At 64.4% G+C, this 25,806-nt stretch carries 21 protein-coding genes, 1 tRNA gene and 5 pseudogenes; 11 read left to right on the top strand and 16 right to left on the bottom strand.

The annotated features are described in order from the left end of the window. Window positions 1–43 precede the first annotated feature (43 nt). Window positions 44–376: a heat shock protein HspQ gene (hspQ, locus tag HK436_RS15265; RefSeq protein ID WP_173191107.1), complete on the top strand. Its 333-nt coding sequence runs from the start codon at window positions 44–46 to the stop codon at window positions 374–376. A 79-nt stretch (window positions 377–455) separates the two neighbouring features. On the opposite strand, the gene HK436_RS15260 is transcribed toward hspQ, so the two are convergent. Next, window positions 456–1,088 carry an invasion associated locus B family protein gene (locus HK436_RS15260; RefSeq protein ID WP_173191105.1) on the bottom strand — a complete coding sequence of 211 codons (633 nt, stop codon included), beginning with the start codon at window positions 1,086–1,088 and terminating at the stop codon, window positions 456–458. A gap of 237 nt (window positions 1,089–1,325) precedes the next feature. On the opposite strand from HK436_RS15260, the gene HK436_RS15255 reads away from it, so the two are divergent. Together HK436_RS15255 and HK436_RS15250 are read left to right on the top strand one after the other, a co-directional pair. Beyond that, a complete protein-coding gene (locus tag HK436_RS15255; RefSeq protein ID WP_173191103.1) occupies window positions 1,326–3,137 on the top strand; it encodes an extracellular solute-binding protein in 1,812 nt (603 codons plus the stop codon). A 27-nt stretch (window positions 3,138–3,164) separates the two neighbouring features. Further along, window positions 3,165–3,857, top strand: coding sequence for a DsbA family oxidoreductase (locus tag HK436_RS15250; RefSeq protein WP_173191101.1), 693 nt, complete (start codon window positions 3,165–3,167; stop codon window positions 3,855–3,857). Here the strand turns inward: HK436_RS15250 and mfd are convergent. Both mfd and HK436_RS15240 read right to left on the bottom strand, forming a co-directional pair. Next, window positions 3,854–7,341, bottom strand: a pseudogene (gene mfd, locus HK436_RS15245) (transcription-repair coupling factor). The gene HK436_RS15250 and the pseudogene mfd sit on opposite strands and share 4 nt — an antisense overlap. Window positions 7,342–7,355: 14 nt before the next feature. Beyond that, window positions 7,356–7,643: an FAD assembly factor SdhE gene (locus HK436_RS15240; protein WP_173191099.1), complete on the bottom strand. Its 288-nt coding sequence runs from the start codon at window positions 7,641–7,643 to the stop codon at window positions 7,356–7,358. Between the two features lie 113 nt (window positions 7,644–7,756). On the opposite strand from HK436_RS15240, the gene recG reads away from it, so the two are divergent. After that, window positions 7,757–9,865 carry an ATP-dependent DNA helicase RecG gene (gene recG / locus HK436_RS15235; protein ID WP_173193505.1) on the top strand — a complete coding sequence of 703 codons (2,109 nt, stop codon included), beginning with the start codon at window positions 7,757–7,759 and terminating at the stop codon, window positions 9,863–9,865. A 3-nt stretch (window positions 9,866–9,868) separates the two neighbouring features. Here the strand turns inward: recG and glmS are convergent. After that, a pseudogene (gene glmS, locus HK436_RS15230) lies at window positions 9,869–11,692 on the bottom strand (glutamine--fructose-6-phosphate transaminase (isomerizing)). A gap of 139 nt (window positions 11,693–11,831) precedes the next feature. Further along, complete coding sequence (gene glmU / locus HK436_RS15225) at window positions 11,832–13,181, bottom strand: bifunctional UDP-N-acetylglucosamine diphosphorylase/glucosamine-1-phosphate N-acetyltransferase GlmU (RefSeq protein WP_173191097.1); 1,350 nt, start codon at window positions 13,179–13,181, stop codon at window positions 11,832–11,834. Window positions 13,182–13,485: 304 nt separating this feature from the next. Between glmU and HK436_RS33590 the strand changes: the two are divergent. Together HK436_RS33590 and HK436_RS15215 are read left to right on the top strand one after the other, a co-directional pair. Then, window positions 13,486–13,626, top strand: a pseudogene (locus tag HK436_RS33590) (DMT family transporter); the annotation flags it as partial. 80 nt (window positions 13,627–13,706) lie between these two features. After that, on the top strand, window positions 13,707–14,246 hold the full coding sequence (locus HK436_RS15215) for a DMT family transporter (protein WP_173191093.1): 540 nt from the start codon (window positions 13,707–13,709) through the stop codon (window positions 14,244–14,246). Here the strand turns inward: HK436_RS15215 and HK436_RS15210 are convergent. Continuing rightward, window positions 14,243–15,007 (bottom strand): cytochrome c biogenesis CcdA family protein, encoded by a 765-nt coding sequence (locus HK436_RS15210; protein WP_173191091.1) that lies wholly within the window; start codon window positions 15,005–15,007, stop codon window positions 14,243–14,245. The two genes, HK436_RS15215 and HK436_RS15210, sit on opposite strands and share 4 nt — an antisense overlap. A gap of 253 nt (window positions 15,008–15,260) precedes the next feature. On the opposite strand from HK436_RS15210, the gene HK436_RS15205 reads away from it, so the two are divergent. Next, on the top strand, window positions 15,261–15,467 hold the full coding sequence (locus HK436_RS15205; RefSeq protein ID WP_173190140.1) for a hypothetical protein: 207 nt from the start codon (window positions 15,261–15,263) through the stop codon (window positions 15,465–15,467). A gap of 13 nt (window positions 15,468–15,480) precedes the next feature. On the opposite strand, the gene HK436_RS15200 is transcribed toward HK436_RS15205, so the two are convergent. After that, window positions 15,481–15,556: transfer RNA gene (locus HK436_RS15200), tRNA-Lys, on the bottom strand. Between the two features lie 139 nt (window positions 15,557–15,695). Here HK436_RS15200 and HK436_RS15195 point away from each other — a divergent pair. Together HK436_RS15195 and HK436_RS15190 are read left to right on the top strand one after the other, a co-directional pair. Further along, on the top strand, window positions 15,696–16,049 hold the full coding sequence (locus HK436_RS15195) for a helix-turn-helix domain-containing protein (protein WP_244648986.1): 354 nt from the start codon (window positions 15,696–15,698) through the stop codon (window positions 16,047–16,049). A gap of 149 nt (window positions 16,050–16,198) precedes the next feature. Then, window positions 16,199–16,651, top strand: coding sequence for a BA14K family protein (locus HK436_RS15190; protein WP_173191089.1), 453 nt, complete (start codon window positions 16,199–16,201; stop codon window positions 16,649–16,651). Between the two features lie 67 nt (window positions 16,652–16,718). Here the strand turns inward: HK436_RS15190 and HK436_RS15185 are convergent, their stop codons facing one another. The 4 genes and pseudogenes from HK436_RS15185 to HK436_RS15170 form a co-directional block, all read right to left on the bottom strand. Further along, window positions 16,719–17,447, bottom strand: coding sequence for a proteasome-type protease (locus tag HK436_RS15185; RefSeq protein ID WP_173191087.1), 729 nt, complete (start codon window positions 17,445–17,447; stop codon window positions 16,719–16,721). Window positions 17,448–17,480: 33 nt separating this feature from the next. Then, window positions 17,481–18,275: a transglutaminase family protein gene (locus HK436_RS15180; protein WP_173191085.1), complete on the bottom strand. Its 795-nt coding sequence runs from the start codon at window positions 18,273–18,275 to the stop codon at window positions 17,481–17,483. Continuing rightward, window positions 18,275–19,216 (bottom strand): alpha-E domain-containing protein, encoded by a 942-nt coding sequence (locus HK436_RS15175; protein ID WP_173191083.1) that lies wholly within the window; start codon window positions 19,214–19,216, stop codon window positions 18,275–18,277. Before HK436_RS15175 ends, HK436_RS15180 begins: the two co-directional genes overlap by 1 nt. A gap of 21 nt (window positions 19,217–19,237) precedes the next feature. Beyond that, window positions 19,238–20,654: pseudogene (locus tag HK436_RS15170) on the bottom strand (circularly permuted type 2 ATP-grasp protein). Window positions 20,655–20,889: 235 nt separating this feature from the next. Here HK436_RS15170 and HK436_RS15165 point away from each other — a divergent pair. Further along, window positions 20,890–21,312 carry a DUF4864 domain-containing protein gene (locus HK436_RS15165; RefSeq protein ID WP_173191081.1) on the top strand — a complete coding sequence of 141 codons (423 nt, stop codon included), beginning with the start codon at window positions 20,890–20,892 and terminating at the stop codon, window positions 21,310–21,312. 7 nt (window positions 21,313–21,319) lie between these two features. On the opposite strand, the gene tgt is transcribed toward HK436_RS15165, so the two are convergent. From tgt to coaD, 5 genes and pseudogenes are all read right to left on the bottom strand, one after another. Continuing rightward, window positions 21,320–22,453, bottom strand: coding sequence for a tRNA guanosine(34) transglycosylase Tgt (tgt, locus tag HK436_RS15160; protein ID WP_173191079.1), 1,134 nt, complete (start codon window positions 22,451–22,453; stop codon window positions 21,320–21,322). A gap of 209 nt (window positions 22,454–22,662) precedes the next feature. Continuing rightward, complete coding sequence (gene queA / locus HK436_RS15155; protein WP_173191077.1) at window positions 22,663–23,742, bottom strand: tRNA preQ1(34) S-adenosylmethionine ribosyltransferase-isomerase QueA; 1,080 nt, start codon at window positions 23,740–23,742, stop codon at window positions 22,663–22,665. A gap of 29 nt (window positions 23,743–23,771) precedes the next feature. Beyond that, the gene (locus HK436_RS15150; protein ID WP_173191075.1) at window positions 23,772–24,245 is read right to left on the bottom strand and encodes a peptidylprolyl isomerase; all 474 of its coding nucleotides are present in this window, start codon (window positions 24,243–24,245) and stop codon (window positions 23,772–23,774) included. Between the two features lie 163 nt (window positions 24,246–24,408). Beyond that, window positions 24,409–24,986: pseudogene (locus tag HK436_RS15145) on the bottom strand (peptidylprolyl isomerase). A 14-nt stretch (window positions 24,987–25,000) separates the two neighbouring features. Then, window positions 25,001–25,501: a pantetheine-phosphate adenylyltransferase gene (gene coaD, locus HK436_RS15140; protein ID WP_173191071.1), complete on the bottom strand. Its 501-nt coding sequence runs from the start codon at window positions 25,499–25,501 to the stop codon at window positions 25,001–25,003. Between the two features lie 173 nt (window positions 25,502–25,674). On the opposite strand from coaD, the gene HK436_RS32435 reads away from it, so the two are divergent. Next, complete coding sequence (locus tag HK436_RS32435; RefSeq protein ID WP_280515710.1) at window positions 25,675–25,806, top strand: hypothetical protein; 132 nt, start codon at window positions 25,675–25,677, stop codon at window positions 25,804–25,806.

Genomic DNA, 25,806 nt, shown 5'->3' with positions numbered 1-25,806 from the left:
TTGTGCGCTGCAATGCGCCAAATAGACCCGATGGTGCAAAGAAATGCGTGAAGCAAAAGTAGCAAAGTTCCGGATCGGACAGGTCGTGCGGCACCGCCTGTTTCCGTTTCGCGGCGTGATTTTCGACGTCGATCCCGAGTTCGCGAATACCGAAGAATGGTACGAAGCGATCCCCGCCGAGGTGCGCCCGCGCAAGGATCAGCCGTTCTACCATCTGCTCGCGGAAAACGACGAAACCGAATACGTCGCCTACGTGTCGGAGCAGAACCTGCTCGACGACAGTTCTGGCGAGCCAGTGCGTCATCCGCAACTGGCCGAGTTTTTCGACAAGACCAGCGACGGCCACTACGCGCCCAAGGGTCGCGCCCAGCACTGACAGGCTTCGTCCGCCGGACGGACAGCATAAAAAAGCGGGCCAGATGGCCCGCTTTTTTGTTCCGGTCTGATACGGGGCCTTAGTTGCCCTGCTTCGCCTTTTCCTGCTCTTCGCGCAGCTTCTTGGCGAAATCGTCGGTGTTCTTGCTGACGAAGTCCTGAATCTGGCGCTGGCGGTCCTCAAGGTCCGACTGCTGCAGCGGCTCACCGTCGAAGGCTGCCGTGAAGCCTGCCAGCGAAACCTTGATCGGGTTCGCCTGGTTCTGGAAGTTGACCGAGGTCAGCGTCAGTTCCGAGCCGCGCTTGAAGGAAGCGACGAGCTGGTCGTTGAGCTGGCCTTCCGCGATGCAGCGGTCCGGCAGGCAAAGCATGTAGTCGAGCTTCTGGGCCTGGCCGCCATCGATCTGCAGGCCGATGCCGGGAGGCATCATGCGGCCGGTCGGAACCGTTACCTGGAACACGCGGCGGTTGGTCTTGCCCTTCACCTCGATCAGGCTGATGCCGGTGAGAAGCTGGCCGGTATCGGCAACCTTGATGTTCTGCACGTTGCAGATGTCCACGTCTTCCTGCTTGCTGCAGGCCTTGAACCAGCCTTCCGGCAGTTGCTGCTGCTGTTGCTGGGCAGCGGCCGGCAGGGTGGCGGTCACGGCGACGCCAAGAGCACCGGCGGCCAGGATGGAAAGTCGGGTCGCATTGGTTTTGCGGCGGTTCATTGGGTCGTTTTCCTCTCAGAAAGTGAGCTGTGGCGCGCGCCGACGGTCGGCCCGCTACTGCGGATCAATTGCGGCGACAGCATGACTCCTCGCGCCTGTTACACCGCCAGCTTGCCGGAATCCAGACCTGCGGCGAAATTTGGCGGCATGCAAGGCGGGGATTCCTGCCCGCGCGCCTCCCATGTTACGGTGCCGGCGAATCAGCCGTTCAACATGGGTCAGTGCCGGAGCATGGTCATGCGCCTGTCGCCTCTTTCCGCCGTCCTGGCGCTTGCCCTCCTGCTGCCCATCCCGCTGGCGGAAGCCGGGGAAGGACCTAGCCACGCGATCGCCATGCACGGCGAGCCGGACCTTCCGGCCGACTTCCAGCATTTTCCCTACGCGAACCCGGACGCACCGAAGGGCGGGCGCATCGACTATGCGCTGCAAGGTACCTTCGACAGCCTCAATCCGTTCATCGTCCAGGGCGACGGCGCACGCGGGCTGTTCGACCAGTTCCTCGGCAACAACGTCTTCGAGACGCTCATGGCGCGCTCGCGAGACGAGGCCTTCACGCTCTACCCGCTGCTCGCGAAAACCGTCGAAACGGACGAGGAGCGCAGCTTCATCGAGTTCACGCTCGATCCGCGCGCGACGTTCTCGGACGGCGAGCCGGTGACGGCCGACGATGTCATCTTCTCGATGGAACTCCTGCTGGAAAAGGCCCGGCCGATCTACCAGAACTGGATCAAGGCGGCGCAGAAGATCGAAAAGGTCGGCGAGAACGGGGTGCGTTTCACCTTCAAGCCGGATGCGGGCCGCGAGGCGCCGCTGCTGCTCGCCATGCTGCCCATCCTGCCCGAACACGCAATCGACCGCGACCGCTTCGACAAGTCGTCGCTCGAGCCGATGATCGGCTCCGGCCCCTATGTCGTCGAAAGCGTGCGTCCCGGCGAACTGGTCGTGATGAAGCGCAATCCCGACTACTGGGCAAAGGACATCCCCTCCAAGCGCGGCTTCGACAATTACGACGAGGTCCGGATCAACTACATCCGCGACGACAACACGATGTTCGAGGCCTTCAAGAAGGGCGTCGTCACGCTGTTCGAGGAAACCGACACCGGCCGCTGGTCGACCGGCTACGACTTTCCTGCTGTCAGTGCCGGGCGGGTGGTAAAGGACGCGTTTCCGATCGAGCAGCCGTCGGGCATGTATGGCTTCGTGATGAACACCCGCCGGCCGGTCTTCCAGGACCGCGCCTTCCGCCAGGCGCTGGCCGGGCTCTTCGATTTCGAATGGGCGAACCGCAACCTGTTCAACGGCGCCTACACGCGCACGCGCAGCTATTATGACGGATCGTCGCTTTCCTCGCATGGCGTGCCGGCAAGTGATGCGGAGCGCGCGCTGCTGGCGCCCTACCCCGACGCCGTCCTGCCGGAAATCATGGACGGCACGTACAAGCTTCCCGCCTCCGACGGCTCCGGCCGCGACCGGGAGTTCCTGCGCACCGGCATGAATGCGCTGAAAGCCGCCGGCTACAGCCTCGACGGACGCCAACTCGTCGACGCTAACGGCCGTCCGGTAACGTTCGAGATCATGCTCAACGGCCCGTCCGGCCAGGCGCTGGCCATGGCCTGGGCCCGCACGCTGGAGCGCCTCGGCATCCGCGCCACGATCCGCGTCGTCGACAGCGCCCAATATCTCCAGCGCCAGCGCACCTACGATTTCGACATCATGCTGATGCGCTATACTTCCTCGCTGTCGCCCGGCGCCGAGCAGATCGGCCGCTGGGGCTCGGTGACGCGCGACCTCGACGGCACCTACAATTTCGCCGGCGTGGCCGACCCCGCCGTCGATGCGATGATCGAGGCCCTGCTTGCCGCCCGCACGCGCGAAACGTTCGAGACGGCCGTGCGCGCCTTCGACCGGGTTCTGATGAGTGGCGCCTACGTCGTTCCGCTCTATCATCAACCCGACAAGTGGGTGGCGCGCTGGAAGCAGATCGAGCGCCCGGAAGCGACACCCGTCTACGGGCCGCAATTCCCCACCTGGTGGCACGCGGCCGAATAGACCGGCCAGCAGCCGAAGGAGATCGACATGAGCGAAGAAAACGGCATCACCGTCGACGTCATTTCAGACGTCGTCTGCCCCTGGTGCTTCATCGGCATGAAGCGGCTGGAAACAGCGATGACGCTCGCCGGCGACGTTCCGGTCAGCGTCCGCTGGCGTCCCTACCAGCTCGACCCGACCATTCCGGCCGGCGGCATGCCGCGCAAGGAATACATGCTGAACAAGTTCGGCAGCGCGGAGCGCCTCAAGGAAATCCACGCCCAGGTCTCGCAGCTCGGCGAGGCCGAAGGCATCCGCTTCAATTTCGAGGCCATCCAGACCTCGCCCAACACACTCGACGCGCACCGGCTGATCCGCTGGGCGGCGTCGCCCAAGGCCCCCGCCGGCACGCAGGGGCCGGTGGTGCGGCGGCTGTTCGAACAGTTTTTCGAGGAAGCGCGCGACATCGGCGACCGCGCCGTACTCGTGGAAACCGCCGTCGAAGCCGGCATGGACGGCCCGCTGGTCGAGGCACTGCTATCGTCCAACGCCGACGCCGAATCCGTGCAGAGCGAGATCGCGACCGCCGCCCAGATGGGTGTTCGCGGCGTGCCCTGCTTCCTGCTCGAAGGCAAATACGCCGTGATGGGCGCGCAGGACGCCGAAACGCTCGCCGACGCCATCAGGCAGGTCGCCGCGGCAAAGGCCAAGGGCGAGCTGGACAAACCCGCCGCGTCTTAAGCCGCTACCTTCTCCGCCAGCCGCGCGAGCTGTGTCATCACCACGGCCGATCCGGCCAGCCGCTTCTGTGCGGTCGGCCATTCGCGCATCAGCACGATCGAGTGGTCCGGCCTGATCTTGGCCAGCGAGCCCTGCTCGCCAATGAAGCGCACCAGCCCGGCCGGGTCGGGGAAGGCCTTGTTGCGGAAGTGGATCACCACGCCCTTGGGGCCTGCGTCGAGCTTCTCGACATTGGCCTTGCGGCACAGCGCTTTGATGAACACGATCTTGAGCAGGTGGTCGACCTCTTCGGGCAGCGGGCCGAAGCGGTCGATGAGTTCCGCGCCGAACCCGTCGATCTCCTCCGGCGTCTCCAGATCGGCAAGCCGGCGATAGAGCGCAAGACGAAGCTGAAGGTCCGGCACGTAGCCTTCGGGGATCATCACCGAGGTGCCGATGGCGATCTGCGGCGACCAGCTTCCGTCGGTGACCTCGCCCGAGCCGCGCAGTTCCGCGACGGCTTCCTCCAGCATCTGCTGGTAGAGCTCGAAGCCGACTTCCTTGATGTGGCCCGACTGCTCCTCCCCCAGCAGGTTGCCGGCGCCGCGAATGTCGAGGTCGTGGCTGGCGAGCTGGAAGCCGGCGCCAAGGGTGTCCAGCGACTGCAGCACCTTGAGCCGGCGTTCGGCAAGCTGCGTCAGCGTCCGGTTCGCCGGCAGCGTGAACAGCGCATAGGCGCGCAGCTTGGAGCGCCCCACCCGGCCGCGCAACTGGTAGAGCTGTGCGAGGCCGAACATGTCGGCGCGGTGCACGATCATCGTGTTGGCGGTCGGGATGTCGAGGCCGGATTCGACGATCGTGGTCGACAAGAGCACGTCGTATTGCCCGTCGTAGAAGGCGTTCATGATGTCGTCGAGCTCGCCCGCCGGCATCTGTCCGTGCGCGGTCGCGACCTTCAGCTCCGGCACCTGCTCCTCCAGGAACTGCCGCACCTCGGCGAGATCGGAAATGCGCGGCACCACATAGAAGCTCTGGCCGCCTCGATAGCGCTCGCGCAGCAGCGTCTCGCGGATCACCAGCGGATCGAAGGGCGAGATGAAGGTGCGCACCGCCATGCGATCCACCGGCGGCGTGGTTATTAGCGACAGCTCGCGCACGCCGGTCAGCGCAAGCTGCAACGTGCGCGGGATCGGCGTCGCCGACAATGTCAGCACGTGAACGTCGCTCTTCAGCTCCTTCAGCCGTTCCTTGTGCTTGACGCCGAAATGTTGCTCCTCGTCGACGATCAGCAGCCCGAGATTCTAAACGTGATCGATGAGCCCAGCAACGCGTGGGTGCCGACCACGATGTCGACTGTGCCGTCGGTGATCCCTTTCTTCGTCTCGGCCAGCTCCTTGGAGCCGACCAGCCGCGAAGCCTGCCGCACGGTGACAGGCAGGCCGGAAAAGCGCTGGCTGAAGGTGCGGAAGTGCTGGCGGGCCAGAAGCGTCGTCGGCACCACCACCGCCACCTGAAACCCTTCCATCGCCGCCAGAAAGGCGGCGCGCAGCGCAACCTCGGTCTTGCCGAAACCGACATCGCCGCAGATCAGCCGGTCCATCGGCCGGCCGGCCGCGAGATCGTCGCTGACGGCATCGATCGCCGCCTGCTGGTCGTCCGTCTCGTCATAGGGGAAGCGCGCAGCAAACTCGCCATAAAGGCCGTCCGGCGGCGTGATGACGGGCGCCGGCCGCATCTGCCGCTCGGCGGCGAGATTGATGAGCTGCCCCGCCATCTCCAGCAGGCGGCGCTTGAGCTTCGCCTTGCGCGACTGCCAGGCAACGCCGCCCAGCTTGTCGAGCACAGTCTCGGCGGCATCCGATCCGTACCGCGACAGAAGTTCGATATTCTCGACCGGCAGGAAAAGCCGGTCGTCGCCCGCATAGCGGATTTCGAGGCAATCGTGCGGCGCGCCGGCAGCCTCGATGGTGCGCAGGCCCACGAACCGGCCGATGCCATGGTCTGCATGAACCACAATGTCGCCGGCCGATAGTGCGGCAACTTCCGCAATGAAATCAGACGCCTTGCGCCGCTTCTTGCTGCGCCGAATCAGCCTGTCGCCGAGAATGTCCTGTTCCGCGACGACGACGAGCGGCTCCGTTTCGAAACCCGCTTCGAGCGGCAACACGACAAGGCCGGCCTCACCCGGCTTGAGCTTCGCCGCGTCCTTTAGGGAGCCGACGCGCTTCAGGTTTTCGAGCTGGTGTTCGGCGAGGATCTGGGTCAGCCGGTCGAGCGAGCCTTCGCTCCAGCCGGCAACCAGCACGCGACGTCCCGCCGCGCGCAACGCGGCGATGTGGCGAACGGCATGGTCGAACACGTTCGCCTTGGGGTCGGCGCGCTCCTCGGCAAAGTTCCTTCCGCCATGCGCGCCAGCGTTGCGCAGCGTGCGGCCGCTCGTCTCCGGCACCTCGAACGGGGTGAACTCCGCGGATCGGCGGCTGGCGGTGCGGCCCGAAACCTCGTCCGGCGTCAGGTAGAGCAGTTCCGGCTTCACCGGCTTGTAGGGCACGGCCTCGCCCATGCCGGCGGCCGGCTGGCGCACACGCGCCTCGTAATGGTCCTCGATCAGCGCATGGCGCTCGCCGATCGCCTCGCGCGTCAGATGGTCGAAGACGACCGGAACGTCCGGCAGATAGTCGAACACCGTGTCGAGCCGTTCGTAGAACAGCGGCAGCCAGTGCTCCATGCCGGCAAAGCGCCGGCCCTCGCTGACCGCCGCGTAGAGCGCGTCGTCGCGCGAGGGCGCGCCGAAGGCCTCGATATAGGCGCGGCGGAAACGGCTGATCGTGTCGGGCGTCAGCGTCACCTCGCTCATCGGCTTGAGCGTCAGCGACGGGCGCTGGCCGGTCGTGCGCTGGCTGGCCACGTCGAAGGCGCGGATCGATTCCAGCGTATCGCCGAAGAAATCCAGCCGCAGCGGATCGTCGCCCGGCGCGTAGAGATCGAGAATGCCGCCGCGGACGGCGAACTCGCCGACATCGCGCACGGTCGGAACGCGCTCGAAACCGCTGGTTTCCAGCCGGGCGGCAAGCTCGTTCATGTCCACCTGGTTGCCCGGCTTCGCCACGAAACTCTGCGCAGCGATCGCATCCGCGGGCGGCATGCGCTGCAAAAGCGCGTTGGCGCTCACCAGGATCACCGCACGATGAGGCTTCTCGGCCAGTGCCGCCATCGCGGCCATGGCGTCAAGCCGCCGCGCCGCGGCGTCTGAGCCCGGCGAAACGCGGTCATAGGGCAGGCAGTCCCAGGCAGGCAGTTCGAGAACCGGCAGGTCGGGCGCGACAAAGGCGAGCGTTTCGGCAATGGCTGGCAGCCGTTGCCCGTCGCGAACGACGAAGACCAGCGGTTGCTCGCCCAGCCCGGCGGCAACCGCCGCCAGCGCGAAGGCTTCATATCCGTCGGCAACGCCGTCGACGACGGTGGGGCCGTCCTGCGCGAGGCGGATGGGGTCGATAAGGCTCATGGTTCGGTCGTCACTCAGGCAAGGGGCGCTTCGCGGTATGTCAGGATTTTCGCGAACACCTCGTTGTCGTGGCGGGTTGGCACAGCAGCCTCGCCCGTCACCCATTTCAGAATATCGGCATCGGGCTCCGCCATCAGCGCCTCATAGGCCGTCAGCTCGCCATCGGTGAGCCGGCCGATCTCGCCGTCCGCAAAGCTGCCGAGGATCAGGTCGACCTCGCGCATGCCCCGGTGCCAGGAGCGGAAAAGCGCCTTGCGGCGGCGGATGTCGAGATCGGCGCTGGACCGCGTGGTTCCGGTCATGATCGGGAAAACCCCAAGGGTCTGTGGAAAGCCATGGATGAATGGCGCATATAGCGGCTGGCGACGCCAATGTCAGCCTTTGCGGACACGGTCTGCCGACATATGGTCGGCCGATGCGCCCTTCCCTGCTCGATCCGCTGTTTTCACCCGTCACCACGCTCGACGGCGTCGGCCCGAAAGTGGCCGGCCTGATCGCCAACGTGGTGCCAATGGATACGGGCGGTCGCGAGGCGCGCGTCGGCGACCTGCTGTTCGTCCTGCCGCATTCGATGATCGACCGGCGCACTCGCTACCTGATCGCCGACGCGCCGGAGACCGTCGTGGTCACTCTCGAGGTGACTATCGGCCGGCACCAGCCGCCGCCGCGCGGCAACCGCTCCGTGCCTTATCGCGTCTATGCGTATGACGAGAGCGACGAGATCGCGCTGACCTTCTTCCACGCCCGGCAGGAGTGGCTGGCAAAAGCCCTGCCGGAAGGCGAGCGCATGCTGGTTTCCGGCCGCATGGAGTGGTTCAACGGCCGCCCCTCCATGGTACATCCGGACCACATGGTGCCCGTAGCGCGCGCGGGCGACCTGCCGCTGGTGGAACCGGTCTACCCACTGACCGCCGGGCTTTCCGGCAAGGTGCTTCGCCGCGCGATTCTCGGTTCCGTCGCCCGCCTCCCCGATCTGCCGGAGTGGCTTGATGGCGAATTGATGCGGCAGCACAGTTTTCCGGCCATTCGCATGGCGCTGCACCGGCTGCACGAACCCGCCGACCCGCTCGACATTTCACCGGAAGGCGCTGCTTGGCGGCGTCTTGCCTATGACGAACTGCTGGCTGGACAACTCGCGCTGGCGCTCGTTCGGGCTCGCATCAGGCGGACGACGGGCCGGCCACTCGTCGGCGATGGCAGGCTCGAGGCGGCGATCCGCGCCGCCCTGCCCTATTCGCTCACCGGCTCGCAGGAAGCTGCACTCAAAGAGATCCATGCAGATCTCGCCTCGCCCGACCGGATGCTGCGCCTGCTGCAGGGCGACGTCGGCTCCGGCAAGACGGTCGTCGCCCTGCTCGCCATGGCGCGGGCGGCCGAGGCCGGCGGTCAGGCGGCGCTCATGGCCCCGACGGAAATCCTCGCCCGCCAGCACCTTGCCACCATCGCGCCGCTTGCCGCGCGCGCAGGCTTGCGCGCCGCCGTGCTGACTGGTCGCGAAAAGGGCCGCGAGAGGGCCGAAATCCTTGCCGACATCGCATCCGGCGCGATCCATTTCGTGCTCGGCACCCACGCCCTGTTCCAGGAAAGCGTCGTCTTCCACGATCTCGCGCTGGCGATCATCGACGAACAGCATCGGTTCGGCGTCCATCAGCGTCTGGCGATTTCGGCAAAGGGCGAGGCCGTCGACATGCTGGTGATGACGGCGACGCCGATCCCGCGCACGCTGGTGCTCACCGCCTTCGGCGATATGGACGTGTCGCGGCTCACCGAAAAGCCGGCTGGCCGCCGGCCGATCCAGACGGTGACGCTGCCGCTGGAACGGCTCGGCGAACTGGTGGAACGCATGAGAAAGGCCGTTGCCGAGGGCCAGAAGGTCTACTGGATCTGCCCGCTGGTGGAAGAATCCGAGGAAGTGAAGCTGATGTCGGCGGAAGACCGCTTTGCCAGCTTGCAGCCGGTCTTCGCGGAAAAAGTCGGCCTGATCCATGGCCGCATGAACGGCCGCGACAAGGACGAGGCCATGCGCGCCTTCAAGGAAGGCGAAACACGGCTTCTGGTCGGCACGACTGTGGTCGAGGTGGGCGTGGACGTTCCGGACGCCACCATCATCGTCATCGAGCACGCCGAGCGCTTTGGTCTCGCCCAACTGCACCAGTTGCGCGGCCGGGTCGGGCGCGGCGACAAGCCCTCGTCTTGCGTGCTTCTCTACAAGGAACCGCTCGGCCTCGTCGCCAAGCAGCGCCTGTCGGTGATGCGCGAGACCGAGGACGGGTTCCGCATCGCCGAGGAAGACCTGAAGCTGCGCGGCGAAGGCGAATTGCTCGGCACGCGCCAGTCGGGCACGCCGGGTTTCCGCGTGGCGCGGCTCGACCACCATTCCGACCTTTTGGAGATCGCGCGCGACGACGCGCGCTTCATGCTCGACCGCGACCCCGACCTGCGCTCACCTCGCGGCGAAGCACTGCGGGTCCTCCTCTACCTCTACGGCCGCGACGACGCTGTGCGCCTGCTCAGGGCGGGCTGACGCCTACTCCACCGTCACCGACTTGGCGAGGTTACGCGGCTGGTCGACGTCGGTGCCCATGAACACCGCCGTGTAATAGGCCAGCATCTGGATCGGCAGCGAATAGACGATCGGCGAGATGATCTCCGGCACGTCGGGCACGATGATGGTGTCGAGCGTGTCGATGGTCGAGTGCTTCGCGCCCTTGGCATCGGTAATCAGGATGATCTTGCCGCCGCGTGCCGCCACCTCCTGCATGTTCGACACCGTCTTTTCAAAGATGCGGTCATGCGGCGCGATCACGATCACCGGCATCTGCTCGTCGATCAGCGCGATCGGCCCGTGCTTGAGCTCGCCCGCCGCATAGCCCTCGGCGTGGATGTAGGAGATTTCCTTGAGCTTGAGCGCGCCTTCCATCGCCAGCGGATAGTTCGTGTCGCGGCCGAGATAGAGCACGTGCTTGTAGTGCGAGAGGTCGCGCGCGAGCTTCTCGATCTGCCCGGCGAGCTTCAGCGTCTGGTTGGCAAGCTTCGGCGCCTCCGAAAGCTGGCGCACCAGAAGCTTCTCGCCCTCGGCATCGACCTCGCCGCGCGCGGCTGCTGCCTTGACGGCCAGCGAGGCCAGCACCGAAAGCTGGCAGGTGAACGCCTTGGTGGACGCGACGCCGATCTCGGGGCCTGCCAGCGTCGGGAAGATGCCGTCGGATTCGCGCGCGATGGTGGATTCGCGCACGTTGACGATCGCCCCGATCGGCAGCCCCCTCCTGCCGGCAATAGCGTAGCGAAGCCAGCGTGTCGGCCGTCTCGCCCGACTGCGAGATGAAGAGTGCCCCGCTCTGCTTCGACAGCGGCATTTCGCGATAGCGGAACTCCGATGCGATATCGATGTCGACCGGCAGGCGCGCATGGCGCTCGAACCAGTATTTGCCGACCAGCCCCGCCAGATAGGCCGTGCCGCACGCGGAAATGGCGAGGCGATCGATCTTGCCGAAATCGAACGGCGTTTCGAAATCCTTGGCGACACCGTTGGCGAAGTCGAGATAATGCGCCAGCGTGTGGGAAACCACCTCCGGCTGCTCGTAGATTTCCTTCTCCATGAAGTGGCGGTAGTTGCCCTTGTCGACGAGATAGCTGCTGCCCACGGACTGCTGGCGCTTGCGGTCGACCGGGTTGCCTTCGATGTCGAAGATTTCCATTCCGCCCCGGCGTACCACCGCCCAGTCGCCGTCTTCCAGATAGGTGATGGCGTTGGTGAACGGGGCGAGCGCGATGGCGTCCGAGCCCAGATACATCTCGCCCTCGCCATGGCCGACGGCCAGCGGCGGACCGTTGCGCGCGCCGATGATCATATCCTCGTCGCCCCGGAACATAATGGCGAGCGCGAACGCGCCTTCGAGCTGCTTCAGCGCATTGTGCGCGGCCTCGACGGGGCCGAGCCCCTTCGCCAGCTCCCTTGAGACGAGATGAGCCACGACTTCGGTGTCGGTCTGCGAGGCGAATTCATAGCCGTCCGCGATCAGCGACGACCGCAGCTCGGCGAAGTTCTCGATGATGCCGTTGTGGACGATGGCGACGTCGTTGGAGAAATGCGGATGCGCGTTGGTCTCGTTCGGCACGCCGTGGGTGGCCCAGCGCGTGTGGCCGATACCGATCGTGCCGTCGAGCGGCTCCTCGCCCAGCCGCTTCTCAAGGTTGACGAGCTTGCCCTCGGCCCGGCGGCGACCCAGCCGTCCGTGGTCGATGGTCGCCACGCCCGCGAATCGTATCCGCGATATTCCAGCCGCTTGAGCGCGTCGACAATCAGCGGCGCAACGGGCGCGCGCCCGACGATCCCAACGATTCCGCACATCTTTCCAAACCCTTCCCGTTCCGCCCCGATCCGCCGGATTGATAGTGTTCCGGAGACTTACGCAGAAATCACATATGGTTTCAGTTCATATCCCATAAATGCAGCAGACGCCGCCTACAACAAAGGCCTGACGATACGGTTACTTGCCCGCATGGGCCGCCAGCTTCTCGCGCAGCCGGCGCCCGAGCCCTTCCTTGTTCTCCTGCCGCGCGCGGCCGAAGGCAAGGGCATCGTCGGGCACGTTCGCCGTAATCACGCTGCCGGAAGCGATGTAGGCCCCCTCGCCAATGGTCACCGGTGCGACCAAGGAGGTATTCGTTCCCACGAATGCGCCTGCCCCGATCTCAGTATGGTGCTTGGCATAGCCGTCATAGTTGCAGGTGATAGTGCCGGCGCCGAGATTGGCCTTGGCGCCGACATGGGCGTCGCCCACATAGGACAGGTGGTTGACCTTGGCGCCCGCGTCGACGACCGCGTTCTTCACCTCGCAGAAATTGCCGACCTTGGCCTTGGTGCCGATCTGCGCGCCGGGACGCAGCCGCGCGAACGGGCCGATTTCCGCATTCTCGCCGACGATCGCCTTCTCGAGATGCGAAAAGGCGCGGACGCGCGCGCCTGCGGACACCTTGACGCCCGGGCCGAAGAACACGTTCGGTTCCAGCACCGCGTCCGGCGCGATCTCGGTATCGTGGGACAGATGCACGCTGTCGGGGTCGAGCATCGACACGCCGTCCAGCATCAGTTCCCGCCGCCGCCGGCGCTGCCAGATCGCCTCGGCCTCGGAGAGTTCGAGCCGGTTGTTGATGCCGAGCACGTTCTCGTAAGGCGCTTCCGTCGCCACCACCTTCAGCCCCTGCCCGGCGGCGATCTCGACGATGTCGGTCAGATAGTATTCGCCCTTGGCGTTATCGTTCTTCACCGCGTCGAGAAGCGGCAGCGCATGAGCACCGGCAATCGCCATCAGGCCGCCATTGCAGAAATCGATGGTGCGCTCCGCAGCGCTCGCGTCGCGTTCCTCGCGAATCGCGACCAACGCGCCGTTCTCCTCGATCAGCCGTCCGTAGCCGGTCGGGTCCGGCGCACGGAAACCCATGACGACGACCGCCGCGCCCTTGGCCAGTTCCGCGCGCAGGTCCGCAAGCGCCTCGGCCTGCACCAGCGGCGTGTCGCCGAAGACGACGAGGACGTCGTCATAGCCGCGCGCGATCTTTTCGCGTGCCGCCAGCACCGCATGCGCCGTACCCAGCCGCTCGGACTGCAGGAAAACCTCGGCCTCCGGCGCAAAGGGCAGCACCGCATCGCGCACCGTGTCCGCCTCGCGCCCAACCACGACCGCCACCTCGGTCGCCTCGTCGCGCCTTGCCGCCTTGACGACATGCGCCACCATCGGCAGGCCGGCGATCGGATGCAGCACCTTGGGCAGCGCGCTCTTCATCCGGGTTCCTTCGCCAGCGGCGAGAATGACGGACAGGCACGTTCTTTGGCTCATTGAGGCGTTCCGGCTTATCGATTGAACGGGAATCCGATCCTCTGTAACACCACGATCGGCCCGCTCCAATCCTCCCGGTTCGTTGCCAGACGATGCAACGGCGGCGAATGAACTCCAGCTACCGGAATCATGCCTTGACCGACAACACCTCCCGCATGACCCGGCTTGCAATACCGATCATGCTGCTCGCGCCGCTGTTCTTCTCGAGCAATCTGGTGTTCGGCCGTGGCACGATCGGCGAAGTCTCGCCGTTCATGCTGGCCTTCCTGCGGTGGCTGGCGGTGGCCTTGGCGCTCTCCCCTTCATGCTGCGGGAACGCACGGTCATCGGCAGTGTCGTGCGCGCGCATTGGAAAACGCTGGCGCTGCTCGCCTTCCTGGGCATGTGCGTATGCGGCGGCGCGGTCTATCTCGCCCTTCAATGGACCTCGGCCACCAACGGCACGCTGATCTACACGACCTCGCCTGTCATCATCCTGCTGCTGGAGGCCGTGTTCCGGGGGCGGCGATCGGCCTGCGCGAGGGCGTGGGTTCCCTCATCGCCTTTGTCGGCATCGCGACCATCGTGCTGCGCGGCGACCCGCTTGCGCTGTTCTCGCTCGATTTCAACGTCGGCGACCTTTTGTTCGTGGCCGCGGCAATCGCCTGGGCTACCTATTCGATCATCTATCGCGCGCCCTATCTGCAGAAGCTGTCGAATGCGAGCCTTCTCGGCCTGCTCGCGTCGGTCGGGGCCTTGCTCCTGCTTCCGGTCGCGATGCTCGAATGGCTCAACGGCGCAGCGATCCCTTCCACCGGCTCAGCATGGGGCGGCATTGCCGGCATCGTCGTCTTCGCCTCGCTGCTGGCATTCTCGAGCTTCCAGTTCGGCTTGCGCCAGCTTGGGCCTTCGCTGACCGGCGTCTTCATGTACCTGATGCCGCCCTACGGCGTGCTCCTGGCGGTGGTTTTTCTGGGCGAACGGCTGCAACCGTTCCACATCGCCGGCATCGCGCTGGTCATGGCCGGCATCGTGCTTGCCACCTTCCCGGTGGCATGGCTGCGCGAAAGGCTGCGGCGCGCCTAGCCCAGCGTGCCGAGCGTCGGGAAGGTTTCCAGCAGCCAGTAGGATGCCGCCTGGATGCCGCCCGTCAGGAACAGCACGCCGGCGATCACGAGCAACACGCCCATGACCTTCTCGACACGGCCCAGATGCATGCGGAAACGCCCGAGGAACCGCATGAACGCGCCTGAGAACAGCGCGGCCAGCAGGAACGGGATGCCGAGGCCCAACGAGTAGGCGGCCAGAAGCAGCGCGCCCTCGCCGACGGTATCTCGACCGCCGGCAAGCGTCAGGATCGGGCCCAGCACCGGCCCGATGCAAGGCGTCCAGCCGAAGGCGAAGGCAAGCCCCATCACATAGGCTGCCGCCATGCTGGCCGGCTTGCCGCCGGGCTGGAAACGCGCTTCGCGCGACAGCAGCGGAATGCGGATCACACCGAGGAAATTGAGCCCCATGGCGATAATGAGCACGCCCGCCACCATCGCCAGCTCCTGCTGCCACACGCGCAGCAGCCCGCCGATGGTCGAGGCGCCGGCGCCCAGCGCCACGAATACGGTTGTAAAGCCCAGCACGAAAGCGAAGGAGGCGTTCATCAACGCCAGGCGCGGCGGGCTTGCCGCGACGGCGGCGGCACCGCCCTGCCTTGTCTCGCCAGCCCGGAAGTCGTCCATCGAGACCCCCGCCATATAGCAGAGATAAGGCGGAACCAGCGGCAAGACGCAGGGCGAAAGAAACGAGATCGCGCCTGCTCCGACAGCGCTGAGATAGCCGACGTCCACTGCCATATGATCGTTACCTGCGTCAGTTCGATTTTTGGCCACGATATAGACGCTGGCGCGCACGCGCTCCAATCATCAAAACGTGTCATAGGGTCGCTGCACCTGCCGGGGATCGAATTGCTTGCGCGTCGTCCCGGTTCGGACGAAGCTTCCGCAGCGTCCGATTGTGCCAAAATCGCACACAAAGCCACCCGCATTAACGCATCGTAAACCCTGACGCTGCGATAGGCCCCTCCCGGAGCAGACAGGCGGGACAGCAGTGCAGGACAACAATCGTTTTGAGCGCATCGAGGAACCCTTCGGCACCTGGATGGTATGGGACAATTGGCATGACGAGCCCGCAAAACTCGGTTCGCTGTCTTTGGTGGGGCTATCCTATAGCTCCGCAGCCTTGCTTTGCGAAAAACTCAACGATCCGAGTGCGGAGCCTGCCGCCGAGCCAGACAGAAATCGTAGGAAGATATAGACGGGGCATTTTCTGGTGAGCGCGCAGGGGCTCGAACCCTGGACCTACTGATTAAAAGTCAGTTGCTCTACCAACTGAGCTACGCGCTCCCGTGGCGCGCCCGAAGCGGCCTGGAAATTGCGCGCGAACATAGGGAGCGCGCCTGACGCGGTCAACCGCAAAAACAAGCGTACAGCCAGGCAGCTCAACCGCCTGCCTTTGCAGCCTCGCGGCATCTATCAAAGGGCGTTGCGGCACAATCTGCCGGTTGATACGATTTCGCGTCAAGTCATCGGAAAGGCTCTGCAATTGCTGCCTGCACAATGCCGCGCCGGGCGCGCGCTGATCGAATGGACAATCGACGACCTGGCTCGCGCTTCAGCAGTACCTGCCGCCGTGATCGCCGACTTCGAAACAGGCCGCACACCTGTCGAGCCGGAGTCGATCGATGCCATCGCAGCGGCGCTCGAGCATGGCGGCGTCCGATTTATCCCTGAGGACGGTGGCGGGGCCGGGGTACGGCTCAAGTTCACGCGATCGGAAGTGGCGCGAATTGCGACGCTGGAAAACGAAGGCGGTATTATCGCGGAAGACGATGTTTAGTCTGCTTCCAGGTAGTGCGACTAATACAAGAGCGTAGCTTGTAGACACTTATAAAGAAGCATAGCCTTCCGGAACGTTCCGGTCGAATAATCGTTTAAGCGCTTGAAGGGATTGGAACGCACGATTTGTTGGACGCAAGGAGACCCGGCATGTTGAAGATCGTTTCCAGTATCTGCGCTGCGGCGATGGCGCTATCGGTGCCGTTCGTCGCGCCTGCGAACGCGGCGATGCCCTCGCCGGCACCCGCATGGGAAAGACTGGGCCCGACTGAAGTTCAGTACCGTGAGCGCTACCGGGATGGTTATCGTCACCATTATCGTGGCGACCGCCGTGGGTTCTACCGCGGCCATCGTGGCTACCGTGATCGCAGGCCGGGCTACCGCTATCACAACGGTTACTGGTTCCCGCCGGCAGCTTTCATCGCCGGCGCCATCATCGGCGGCGCGATCGCTGCTCAGGAACCGCCGATCCGCTACCGCCCGCGTGGCGGAAACGCCCACGTCGATTGGTGCTATTCGCGCTACCGGTCCTACAGGGCCTATGACAACACGTATCAGCCCTATAACGGACCGCGTCGCCAGTGCCGCTCGCCATACGGCTGATCCGAGTCTGAGCTTGAAAACAAATAGGGCCCGCTCGCGGGCCCTTCTTTATGCTGAAAAGGTCAGGCTAAGGCTTGAAGTCGGGCAATCTCTTGAAGGCCGATTTCAGAGCATCCGACCAACCATCGGAAATCTCCCGATAATAAGCGTCGTCGGAGCCGATGCGCTTTCTGTAGGTCACTTCGAAAGTGTCACGCTCGTAGAATAGAAGATCGAGCGGCAGGCCCACCGACAGGTTCGATTTCACGGTGGAATCGAAGGATACCATGAGCAGCTTGACGGTTTCGGCGAACGTCATGGACGGATCATAGGCGCGAACGAGGATCGGCTTGCCGTATTTCGTCTCGCCGATCTGGAAGAACGGCGTGTCGTCGCTCACCTCGATGAAGTTGCCTTCCGGATAGACCATGAAAAGCCGCGGCTCGGTCCCCTTGATCTGCCCGCCCAGAATGAAGGATGCGCCGAACGCGTCGGCACTCTGGCCGACCGGGGCCGAGCTGGAGATCACTTCCTTCACCGTATCGCCGATCAGCCGCGCGGTCTGGTACATCGACGGCGTCTTGAGAATCGACGGTTCCCGGTCCTCCGGCGCCTTGGAGCGCTCGTCGAGCAGGCTCACCACCGCCTGCGTGGTGGCCAGGTTTCCAGCCGCGAGCAGCACGAGCACCCGCTCTCCCGGTGTCTCCCACGTGTACATCTTGCGGAAGGTCGAGATCGAGTCGACCCCGGCATTGGTGCGCGTGTCCGACATGAAGACGAGACCGCGGTCGATCTTGAGGCCTACGCAATAGGTCATGAATCAGGCACTTCGGAGTTTGAGCAAACCTGATTACTGCTCGACAGTGATGTGAACTTCAAGCCGTTCCTGCGCCTGGCCCAGCCTTATGCCCGAAACCGGCATCGCGTCGCGGTAGTCGCGTCCGGTCGCAAGTCGCACATATCGCCCATCGGGCGCGATGCCGTTGGAAATGTCGAAGCCAACCCAGCCGAGCCCCGGCAGATGCGCTTCCGCCCAGGCGTGGGTCGCAACCTGCTCCACGGTATCGTCGAGCCGCAGGTATCCGCTCACATATCGGGCCGGAAAGCCGAGGCTGCGCGCCGCTGCCAGGAATATATGTGAGTGGTCCTGGCAGACGCCCTCGCCCTGCATGACCGCATCCTCGGCGCTGGTCGCCGCATCGGTTGCGCCGACCGTATAGGCGACCCTCTCGCGGATCGCGCCGGACAGCGCGTGCATCCGGCTGAGATCGTCTCCGCCCTCGATGCTGCGAGCGATCTCCCCGATCAGCGGACCGGCCGTCGTCAGCGAGGTCGGGCGCTCGAACAGCCACAAGGGCGCGAAGCCGCTATGGGGGCCGGTGACACCGGCCGTATCGCGCACCTCCACCTCCCCGCTCGCCGTGATCTCGATCGCCTGCGCTTCGCCGGAAACGCTCAGCAGGCGCGTGTCGTTGCCGAACTGGTCGTGGAAGCGCACCTCCTCGTTCGCGCCTTCGACCTCTACCGTCCATGACACGACCGTCTGCGTGGAGCCGCTGAGCGGCTGCAGACGCACGCGCTGCAACGCATAGGGCACGGGCGCGTCGTAGGAATAAACCGTGCGATGGGAAATCTTCAGCGGCATCAGAAGAACCGGTAATTCTCGGCAACCTCGTTGCCCAGCCTGTTGTTGCTAATAATGAAGTCACTCAGGAATTCATGCAGCCCGCCGTCGAAGATCGATGCGATGCTGCCGGGCTTGAGCTTCGCCCTGATCCCTGCGAGCGTGCCATGGCAGTCATGCTGTTGGCCATAGTCTTCGGCAAGGAAATCAAGGCTCTCCGCGATCATGTGATAGCAATAGGCGAGCGAGCGTGGCATGCGTCGGTTGAGGATGAGGAAGTCGGCGATGTTTGTCGCCTTGTAGTCGGCTTCATAGACCCAGCGATAGGACCGGTGCGCCGAGACCGACCGCAGGATCGACTCCCACTGATAGTTGTCGAGCGACGAGCCGACCCAGGAGATCGACGGCAGCAGCACGTAATATTTCACGTCGAGGATGCGGGCGGTGTTGTCGGCCCGCTCGACATAGATGCCGAGCTGGGCGAAATCGAATATCTCGTTGCGCAGCATCGTGCCGTGGAAGGCACCGCGTATCAGGGCCGTCTCGCGCTTGATCGCGTCGAGGATCTTGGGCAGCTCGCGCTGGTCGATCGGTGCCGCCAGCATGCGCCGGCATGTCATCCACGCTTCGTTGATGCTTTCCCAGGTTTCGCGCGTCAGCGCCGTACGTACCATCCGCGCGTTGGTGCGCGCCGTCTCGATGGACGAAAGCACGCTCGACGGGTTGGTCACGTCGCGCAGGAGGAAGTCGGAGACGGTATCGGCCGTGTATTCCCCGTGACGCTCGCGAAAAGCCTGGTCCGCGCCCGCGCTCATCACCACCGATGCCCACTCGTCGGCCGAAGAGTCGGTGCGTGTCAGCGCCAGCCGCAGCCCCGCATCCACGATGCGCGCCATGTTCTCGACCCGCTCGATGTAGCGCGTCATCCAGTAAAGGCCGTTTGCCGTGCGACCGAGCAGCACTGTCAGGCTCCCTCCCCGTTCCTAGTCATCGAGAACCCACGTATCCTTCGTCCCGCCGCCCTGAGACGAGTTCACCACCAGCGACCCTTCCTTCAACGCCACCCGCGTGAGCCCCCGGCACGATGCGGATGCGGTCCGAGACCAGTACGAAGGGCCGCAGGTCCACATGGCGGGGTGCCAACCCCTTCTCGGTCAGGATCGGGCAGGTCGAGAGCGCCAGCGTCGGCTGGGCGATATAGTTCGACGGTTTGGCCTTGAGCTTCGCCGCGAACGCCTCGCACTCCTTCTTGGATGCGGTCGGCCCGACCAGCATGCCATAGCCACCGGAGCCGTGAACCTCCTTGACGACCAGCTCGTCCAGATGTTCGAGCACGTATTTGAGGCTGTCCGGTTCGGAGCAGCGCCATGTCGGAATGTTGCCGAGGATCGCCTTGCGGCCCGTATAGAACTCCACGATCTCCGGCATGTAGGAATAGATCGCCTTGTCGTCGGCGATGCCCGTGCCCGGCGCGTTGGCGATGGTGATGTTGCCGGCGCGGAACACGTCCATGATGCCCGGCACGCCCAGCGCCGAATTTGGATTGAAGGTCAGCGGGTCGAGATAGTCGTCGTCGACACGGCGGTAGAGCACGTCGATGCGCTTGTAGCCCTGCGTCGTGCGCATTGCGACGTGGCCATCCACGACCCTCAGATCGTGTCCCTCGACAAGCTCGACGCCCATCTGGTCGGCCAGGAACGCATGCTCGAAATAGGCCGAATTGTAGCTGCCAGGGGTCAGCACCGCGACCGTGGGCGAACCTTCCGCGCTGCGCGGCGCAACCGCCGAGAGCGACTGGCGCAGAAGCTGCGGGTAGTTTTCGACCGGCCGCACCTTCACCGTCTGGAACAGCTCCGGAAAGAGCTGCATCATCGTCTCCCGGTTCTCGATCATGTAGGAGACGCCGGAGGGCGTGCGCGCATTGTCTTCCAGCACGAAGAACTCGTTTTCGCCGGTGCGCACGATGTCGACGCCGATGATGTGGGTATAGACGCCTGCTGGCGGCCGCACCCCGATCATCTCGGGCAGGAACGCCTCGTTCGCCGAAATCAGCTCGCGCGGGATCCGGCCTGCGCGCAGTATCTCCTGGCGATGATAGATGTCGTCGAGAAACGCGTTCAGCGCCTGAACGCGCTGCTCGATACCCTGCGTGAGCCGGCGCCACTCCGCGCCCGAAATGATGCGAGGCACGATGTCGAAGGGAATGAGGCGTTCGGCTGCCTCCTCCTGGCCGTACACGGCAAAGGTGATGCCGGTGCGCCTGAAGACACGCTCGGCATCCTGCATCTTCTCGGTTAGGCGGGCGGGGTCTTGCGTTTGCAGCCAGCCGTCATAGCCAGCGTAGGGTTGTCTCAGCCCGCCTCCGTGCGGGCGCATTTCATCGAATGCAACCAAGCGCATACTCCTCTGCCCTCCATAACAAAGAGCCGCGAGCGTAAAATCAAGGGGAAACCGTCATTTGATCGTGACGTCGGCACCGATTTGGGCCGATGCCCAACAAACCGGCAGTCGTCACAGCCAACTGCCGATGTGCCGTGCAGCCGCTATTGCGCGCGGGCATGAAACCGTCGAAGCTTTGACTGCGTATCTTCCAGAGGCGGTCGGATTCAGGCTGCCGACAACAATGGAGGAGGTCATGAACACGATACATCGTCTTTGTCTCGTCTTGGTGCTAGCGGTCGGCTGGGTACCGGTCGCACTGGCCGACGACGCCGCCAAGGCGGCGCAGCAGACGATCGAGGGGCAGTTGAAGGCATTCCTCGGCGGCGACGATCAGGCCGCCTATTCCTATGCCGCACCCAATATCAGGCAGATGTACCCGACCCCGGGCGGCTTCATGGCTATGGTGCGCAACGGCTACGCTCCGGTGCATCGGCCGCGCAACTATGCGTTTGGCAAGTTCGAGGCGGTGGCGCCGGGGCGCGTCACGCAGAGCGTTTTCGTGCTTGGCCCTGACGGCAAGGATTACGAGGCGCTTTACGTGCTGGATCTGCAGGACGACGGCATCTACCGGATCGTCTCAGTCAGCCTGCGCGCGGCAAACCTGCCGAGCACCTGAACCGTTTCTAGAGCGCCGGCAGGTCGCCCTTGGCCCAGCCTTCGGAGATGTCGGCAGCGCGGTCCGCGAAGGCGCCGGCCTCGATCGCCGCGCGAATGTCGGCCATCAGGCGCTGGTAATAGGCAAGGTTGTTCCACGTCAGAAGCATTGCGCCGAGCGCCTCGCCAGATTTCACCAGATGGTGCAGGTACGCGCGCGAATAATCCCGCGCTGCCGGGCAATCGCTTTCCTCGTCGAGCGGTCGCGGATCGTCAGCGTGGCGCGCATTGCGCAGGTTCACCTTGCCCCGCCTCGTATAGGCGAGGCCGTGGCGGCCGGCGCGCGTCGGCATCACGCAGTCGAACATGTCGATGCCCCGCGCAACCGACTTGAGGATGTCGTCGGGTGTGCCGACGCCCATCAGGTAGCGTGGCTTGTCGGCCGGCAGCAGCGGGCACGTCACGCCAAGCATGTCGAGCATCACCTCCTGCGGCTCCCCCACCGCGAGCCCGCCGACCGCATACCCCTTCAGGTCCATTGCCTTGAGTGCGAGCCCGGAGCGTTCGCGCAAAGCCGGCACGTCGCCGCCCTGCACGATCCCGAACATCGCCCGCGCCGGCTGGTCACCGAAGGCGGTCTTGCATCGCTCGGCCCAGCGCAGCGACAGTTCCATGCCGCGCTCGATCTCCTTTTCGGAAGCCGGAAGCGCCACGCATTCGTCGAGCTGCATCTGGATGTCGGAATCGAGCAGCCCCTGTATCTCGATGGAGCGTTCCGGCGTCAGCTCGTAAGGCGCTCCATCGATATGCGAGCGGAACGTTACACCGGTCTCGTTCAGCTTGCGCAGCTTCGACAGAGACATGACCTGAAACCCGCCAGAATCGGTCAGGATCGGCCAGGGCCAGCGCGCGAACTCGTGCAGACCGCCCAGTCGCGCCACCCGTTCGGCGCCGGGCCGCAACATCAGGTGATAGGTGTTGCCGAGAATGATGTCGGCCCCCACGCCCCTCACCTGGTCCATATACATGGCCTTGACCGTGCCGCCAGTGCCGACCGGCATGAAGGCCGGCGTGCGGATCGTCCCGCGCGGCATGGTCACCTCACCGCGCCGCGCCGTGCCGTCGGTTGCAAGAAGGCGGAAATTGAAACCGGTCGCGGTCATGCCCACCCCGTTCTGTATTGCCCGGCGGGACAGCGCCCCCTCTGTCCTGCCGGACATCTCCCCCACTAGGGGAGATCAGCCGGCCGCACGGCTTTCGCCAATCGCCCGCGTTGCAGAAAGAGCGTTGAGCCCGGAGCTGCCGATCTCCCCCTCGTGGGGGAGATGTCCGGCAGGACAGAGGGGGCAACGTAGGGCGCCAATCTGCGCAATCATTCCTGTTCTTCCCTGAAAAGCAGGCTCGTATCGCCGTAGGAGTAGAACCGGTAATTCTGCGCGATGGCGTGGGCATAGGCCGCGTGCATCGTCCCCAGCCCGCTGAAGGCCGAAACCAGCATGAACAGCGTCGAGCGCGGCAGGTGGAAATTGGTCATCAGGATGTCGGCTGTGCGGAAGCGATAGCCGGGCGTGATGAATATCTCGGTAGCGTCGCGCCATTGCCGAAACGGTTCGTTATCGGTCGCAGCGCTCTCCAGCAGGCGCAGGGATGTGGTTCCAACGGCGACGATCCGGCCTCCGCTGGCTCGCACGGCATTGAGCGCCGCTGCCGTCTCCGCGCTCACCTCGCCAATCTCGGCATGCATGCGGTGGTCGTCGGTGTCGTCGGCCTTGACCGGCAGGAACGTCCCCGCGCCGACATGCAACGTCACGAAATGGCGTTCTATGCCGGCCTGCTCCAGCGCTTCGAAAAGGCCTGGCGTGAAATGCAGTCCCGCCGTCGGTGCTGCGACCGCGCCTTCCTCGCGGGCATAGATCGTCTGGTAGTCGGTGCGGTCGCGCTCGTCCTCGGCGCGCTTGCCCGCGATATAGGGCGGCAGCGGGATATGGCCGACCTCACGCAAGGCGTCGTCCAGCGCCGGGCCAATCAGATCGAATTCGAGCGTGACCTCGCCGGCCTCGCCCTTTTCCGCAACCGTCGCGTCGAGCGAGCCGAGCAGGCAGAGATTGTTCTGATGGCCGAAGCGGATGCGATCGCCCACGACAAGACGCTTGGCAGGGCGCGCAAACGCCTTCCAGCGGCTTTCGTCCACCCGCATATGCAAGGTGGCGTCGATCTGCGCGACCGCTTCGTCGCGCCGGCGCAGGCCGGTCAACTGAGCCGGTATGACCTTGGTATCGTTGAAGACAAGGGCGTCGCCCGCCCGCAACAGGCCGGGCAGCTCGCTCACGATGCGATCCTCCGGCGGTTGGCCGGGTCGCACGATCAGAAGCTTTGCCGCATCGCGCGGCTCGGCCGGACGCAGCGCGATGCGCTCATCCGGCAGCTCGAAATCGAAAAGGTCGACGCGCACGGCGCTCTCCGTCGTGTCGCGTCGATCAATCAGGCGTCGGCTGCGACGCGCATGGTGACGATCGAGTCAGGGTCGCGAACGGGCTCGCCCTTCTTGATCTGGTCGATCGCATCCATGCCTTCGATCACCTGACCCCACACCGAATACTGCTTGTTCAGCCACGGGGCGTCGTCAAAGCAGATGAAGAACTGGGAGTTGGCTGAATTCGGGTTCTGCGAACGCGCCATCGAGCACGTGCCGCGCACGTGGCTCATGTTGGAAAATTCCGCCTTGAGGTCCGGCTTGTCCGACCCGCCCATGCCGGTGCCCGTCGGGTCGCCGGTCTGCGCCATGAAGCCGTCGATGACACGGTGGAACACGATGCCGTCATAGAAGTTCTCGCGCGCCAGTTCCTTGATGCGCGCAACATGGTTCGGCGCCAGATCGGGCAGCAGCTCGATCACCACCTTGCCCTTCGTGGTTTCCATGACGATCGTGTTTTCGGGGTCCTTGATCTCGGCCATCTGGCTTCCTTCCTGATCTTCTCTAGCTTTGCGCCCACCTGGTTCGGGTCAGGGCGAGTCGAAAATGGTGGATTTCGAGAACCGGAGCGGAGCGTACTTAAGGTACATGAGCAACGGAAGCGCAGAAAGCCGCCATTTGCAGGCCGCTCTCACCCGAATCAAACTAGTCGGCCGCGATGCGAACCGAAACCATACGGTCGGGGTCGGTCACGACACCATTCTGGGCCGCGTTGCCGCGCTTGATGTTGTCGACGAATTCCATGCCGCTCTCGACATTGCCGACGATCGTGTAGCCGCCGTTGAGCGAGGGAGCCGGGGCGAACATGATGAAGAACTGCGAATTGGCGGAGTCGGGGCTCTGCGCACGCGCCATGCCGACGGTTCCGCGCGTATAATCCTCATTAGAGAACTCGGCCGGGATATTGCCCATGGACGAGCCTCCGGTGCCGGCGAGCTGGCTGTTGTAGCCATCCTCCATGTCGCCGTACTGAACATCGCCGGTCTGCGCCATGAAGCCCTCGATGACGCGGTGGAACGCGACATTGTTGTATTCACCGGCACGCACCAGCGCCTTGATCTGCTCGACATGCTTAGGCGCAAGGTCGGGGCGCAGCGCAATCACCACCTCGCCGTCCTTGAGCTCGATGATCATCGTGTTCTCGGGCTCGGCAGCCAGGGCTGCGGAGCCGGCAAGCACGCCGGCGGCAAGATCAGCGACGAGGCGACCCTCAGAAATTGCATGAACGACTCCTGTTTCAGGATTTGAACTTGGCATCCAGCGCGGTCGCGACCACGGCCGGAACGAACGGCCTGATGTCGCCGCCCATCGACGCTATCTGGCGGACAAGTGTGGCGGTAATGGTGCGCACGGAGGGGCTTGCGGGCAGAAAGATCGTCTGCAGTTCCGGGGCCATCGTCTCGTTCATGCCGGCCATCTGCATCTCGTAGTCGAGATCGGTGCCGTCGCGCAGGCCGCGGATCAGGATCGACGCGCCCTCGTTGCGTGCCGCATCGACCAGCAGGCCAGAAAACGAGACGATGCGCAGCCGCGAGGCGCCCTCGCCCAGCTCTTCCTTCGCCCATGCCTCGATAAGCGTCACGCGCTCTTCGAATGAGAACAGAGGCTGCTTGGAGGCCTGCACGCCAATGCCGACGATGATCTCGTCGGCGATGGTGAGCGCGCCTTTCAGCACGTCCAGGTGGCCGTTGGTCAGCGGATCGAAGGAGCCCGCGTAGAAGGCGATGCGCGTCGTCATGGCAGCGCTTCTAGCGGTCGAAACGGACAAAGGCAATTGAGCGGCGCATGTTGCTTTCATGAACGGTAGATGAACGGTCGGATCAGGCTCGGTTCAAACGTCATCCTTCAAGAAAGGCACCGAAATGAAACCAATTCGAGCTTCACTCGTTGTTGAGGCAAGAAGGAGATACGATGATGATGATCTTCATGCTCGCAGCCGCCATGACCTTGGCCATGCTGATCGCAACGGCCTTCGGACTGCATAACGAAGCGCAGACTGTGCGCCTCGAATCCCGTCGTCGCACCGTTCGTAACCGTTTCTGA

This window comes from Neoaquamicrobium sediminum (assembly GCF_013240295.1).
Taxonomy (GTDB): Bacteria; Pseudomonadota; Alphaproteobacteria; order Rhizobiales; family Rhizobiaceae; genus Aerobium; species Aerobium sediminum.
This window is presented reverse-complemented; position numbering and strand designations above follow the sequence as displayed.

Bases quoted from the DNA above. Each gene is read 5' to 3' on its own strand.
- HK436_RS15210 (WP_173191091.1), bottom strand. From the start codon at position 15,007: ATGGCAGTGGACGTCGGCTATCTCAGCGCTGTCGGAGCAGGCGCGATC.
- HK436_RS15150 (WP_173191075.1), bottom strand. From the start codon at position 24,245: ATGGCCGAGATCAAGGACCCCGAAAACACGATCGTCATGGAAACCACG.
- recG (WP_173193505.1), top strand. From the start codon at position 7,757: ATGCGCCCTTCCCTGCTCGATCCGCTGTTTTCACCCGTCACCACGCTC.
- HK436_RS15190 (WP_173191089.1), top strand. From the start codon at position 16,199: ATGTTGAAGATCGTTTCCAGTATCTGCGCTGCGGCGATGGCGCTATCG.
- HK436_RS15250 (WP_173191101.1), top strand. From the start codon at position 3,165: ATGAGCGAAGAAAACGGCATCACCGTCGACGTCATTTCAGACGTCGTC.
- HK436_RS15180 (WP_173191085.1), bottom strand. From the start codon at position 18,275: ATGCCGCTGAAGATTTCCCATCGCACGGTTTATTCCTACGACGCGCCC.
- HK436_RS15185 (WP_173191087.1), bottom strand. From the start codon at position 17,447: ATGACCTATTGCGTAGGCCTCAAGATCGACCGCGGTCTCGTCTTCATG.
- hspQ (WP_173191107.1), top strand. From the start codon at position 44: ATGCGTGAAGCAAAAGTAGCAAAGTTCCGGATCGGACAGGTCGTGCGG.
- HK436_RS32435 (WP_280515710.1), top strand. From the start codon at position 25,675: ATGATGATGATCTTCATGCTCGCAGCCGCCATGACCTTGGCCATGCTG.
- glmU (WP_173191097.1), bottom strand. From the start codon at position 13,181: ATGAGCCAAAGAACGTGCCTGTCCGTCATTCTCGCCGCTGGCGAAGGA.
- HK436_RS15240 (WP_173191099.1), bottom strand. From the start codon at position 7,643: ATGACCGGAACCACGCGGTCCAGCGCCGATCTCGACATCCGCCGCCGC.
- HK436_RS15260 (WP_173191105.1), bottom strand. From the start codon at position 1,088: ATGAACCGCCGCAAAACCAATGCGACCCGACTTTCCATCCTGGCCGCC.
- HK436_RS15165 (WP_173191081.1), top strand. From the start codon at position 20,890: ATGAACACGATACATCGTCTTTGTCTCGTCTTGGTGCTAGCGGTCGGC.
- tgt (WP_173191079.1), bottom strand. From the start codon at position 22,453: ATGACCGCGACCGGTTTCAATTTCCGCCTTCTTGCAACCGACGGCACG.
- coaD (WP_173191071.1), bottom strand. From the start codon at position 25,501: ATGACGACGCGCATCGCCTTCTACGCGGGCTCCTTCGATCCGCTGACC.
- HK436_RS15255 (WP_173191103.1), top strand. From the start codon at position 1,326: ATGCGCCTGTCGCCTCTTTCCGCCGTCCTGGCGCTTGCCCTCCTGCTG.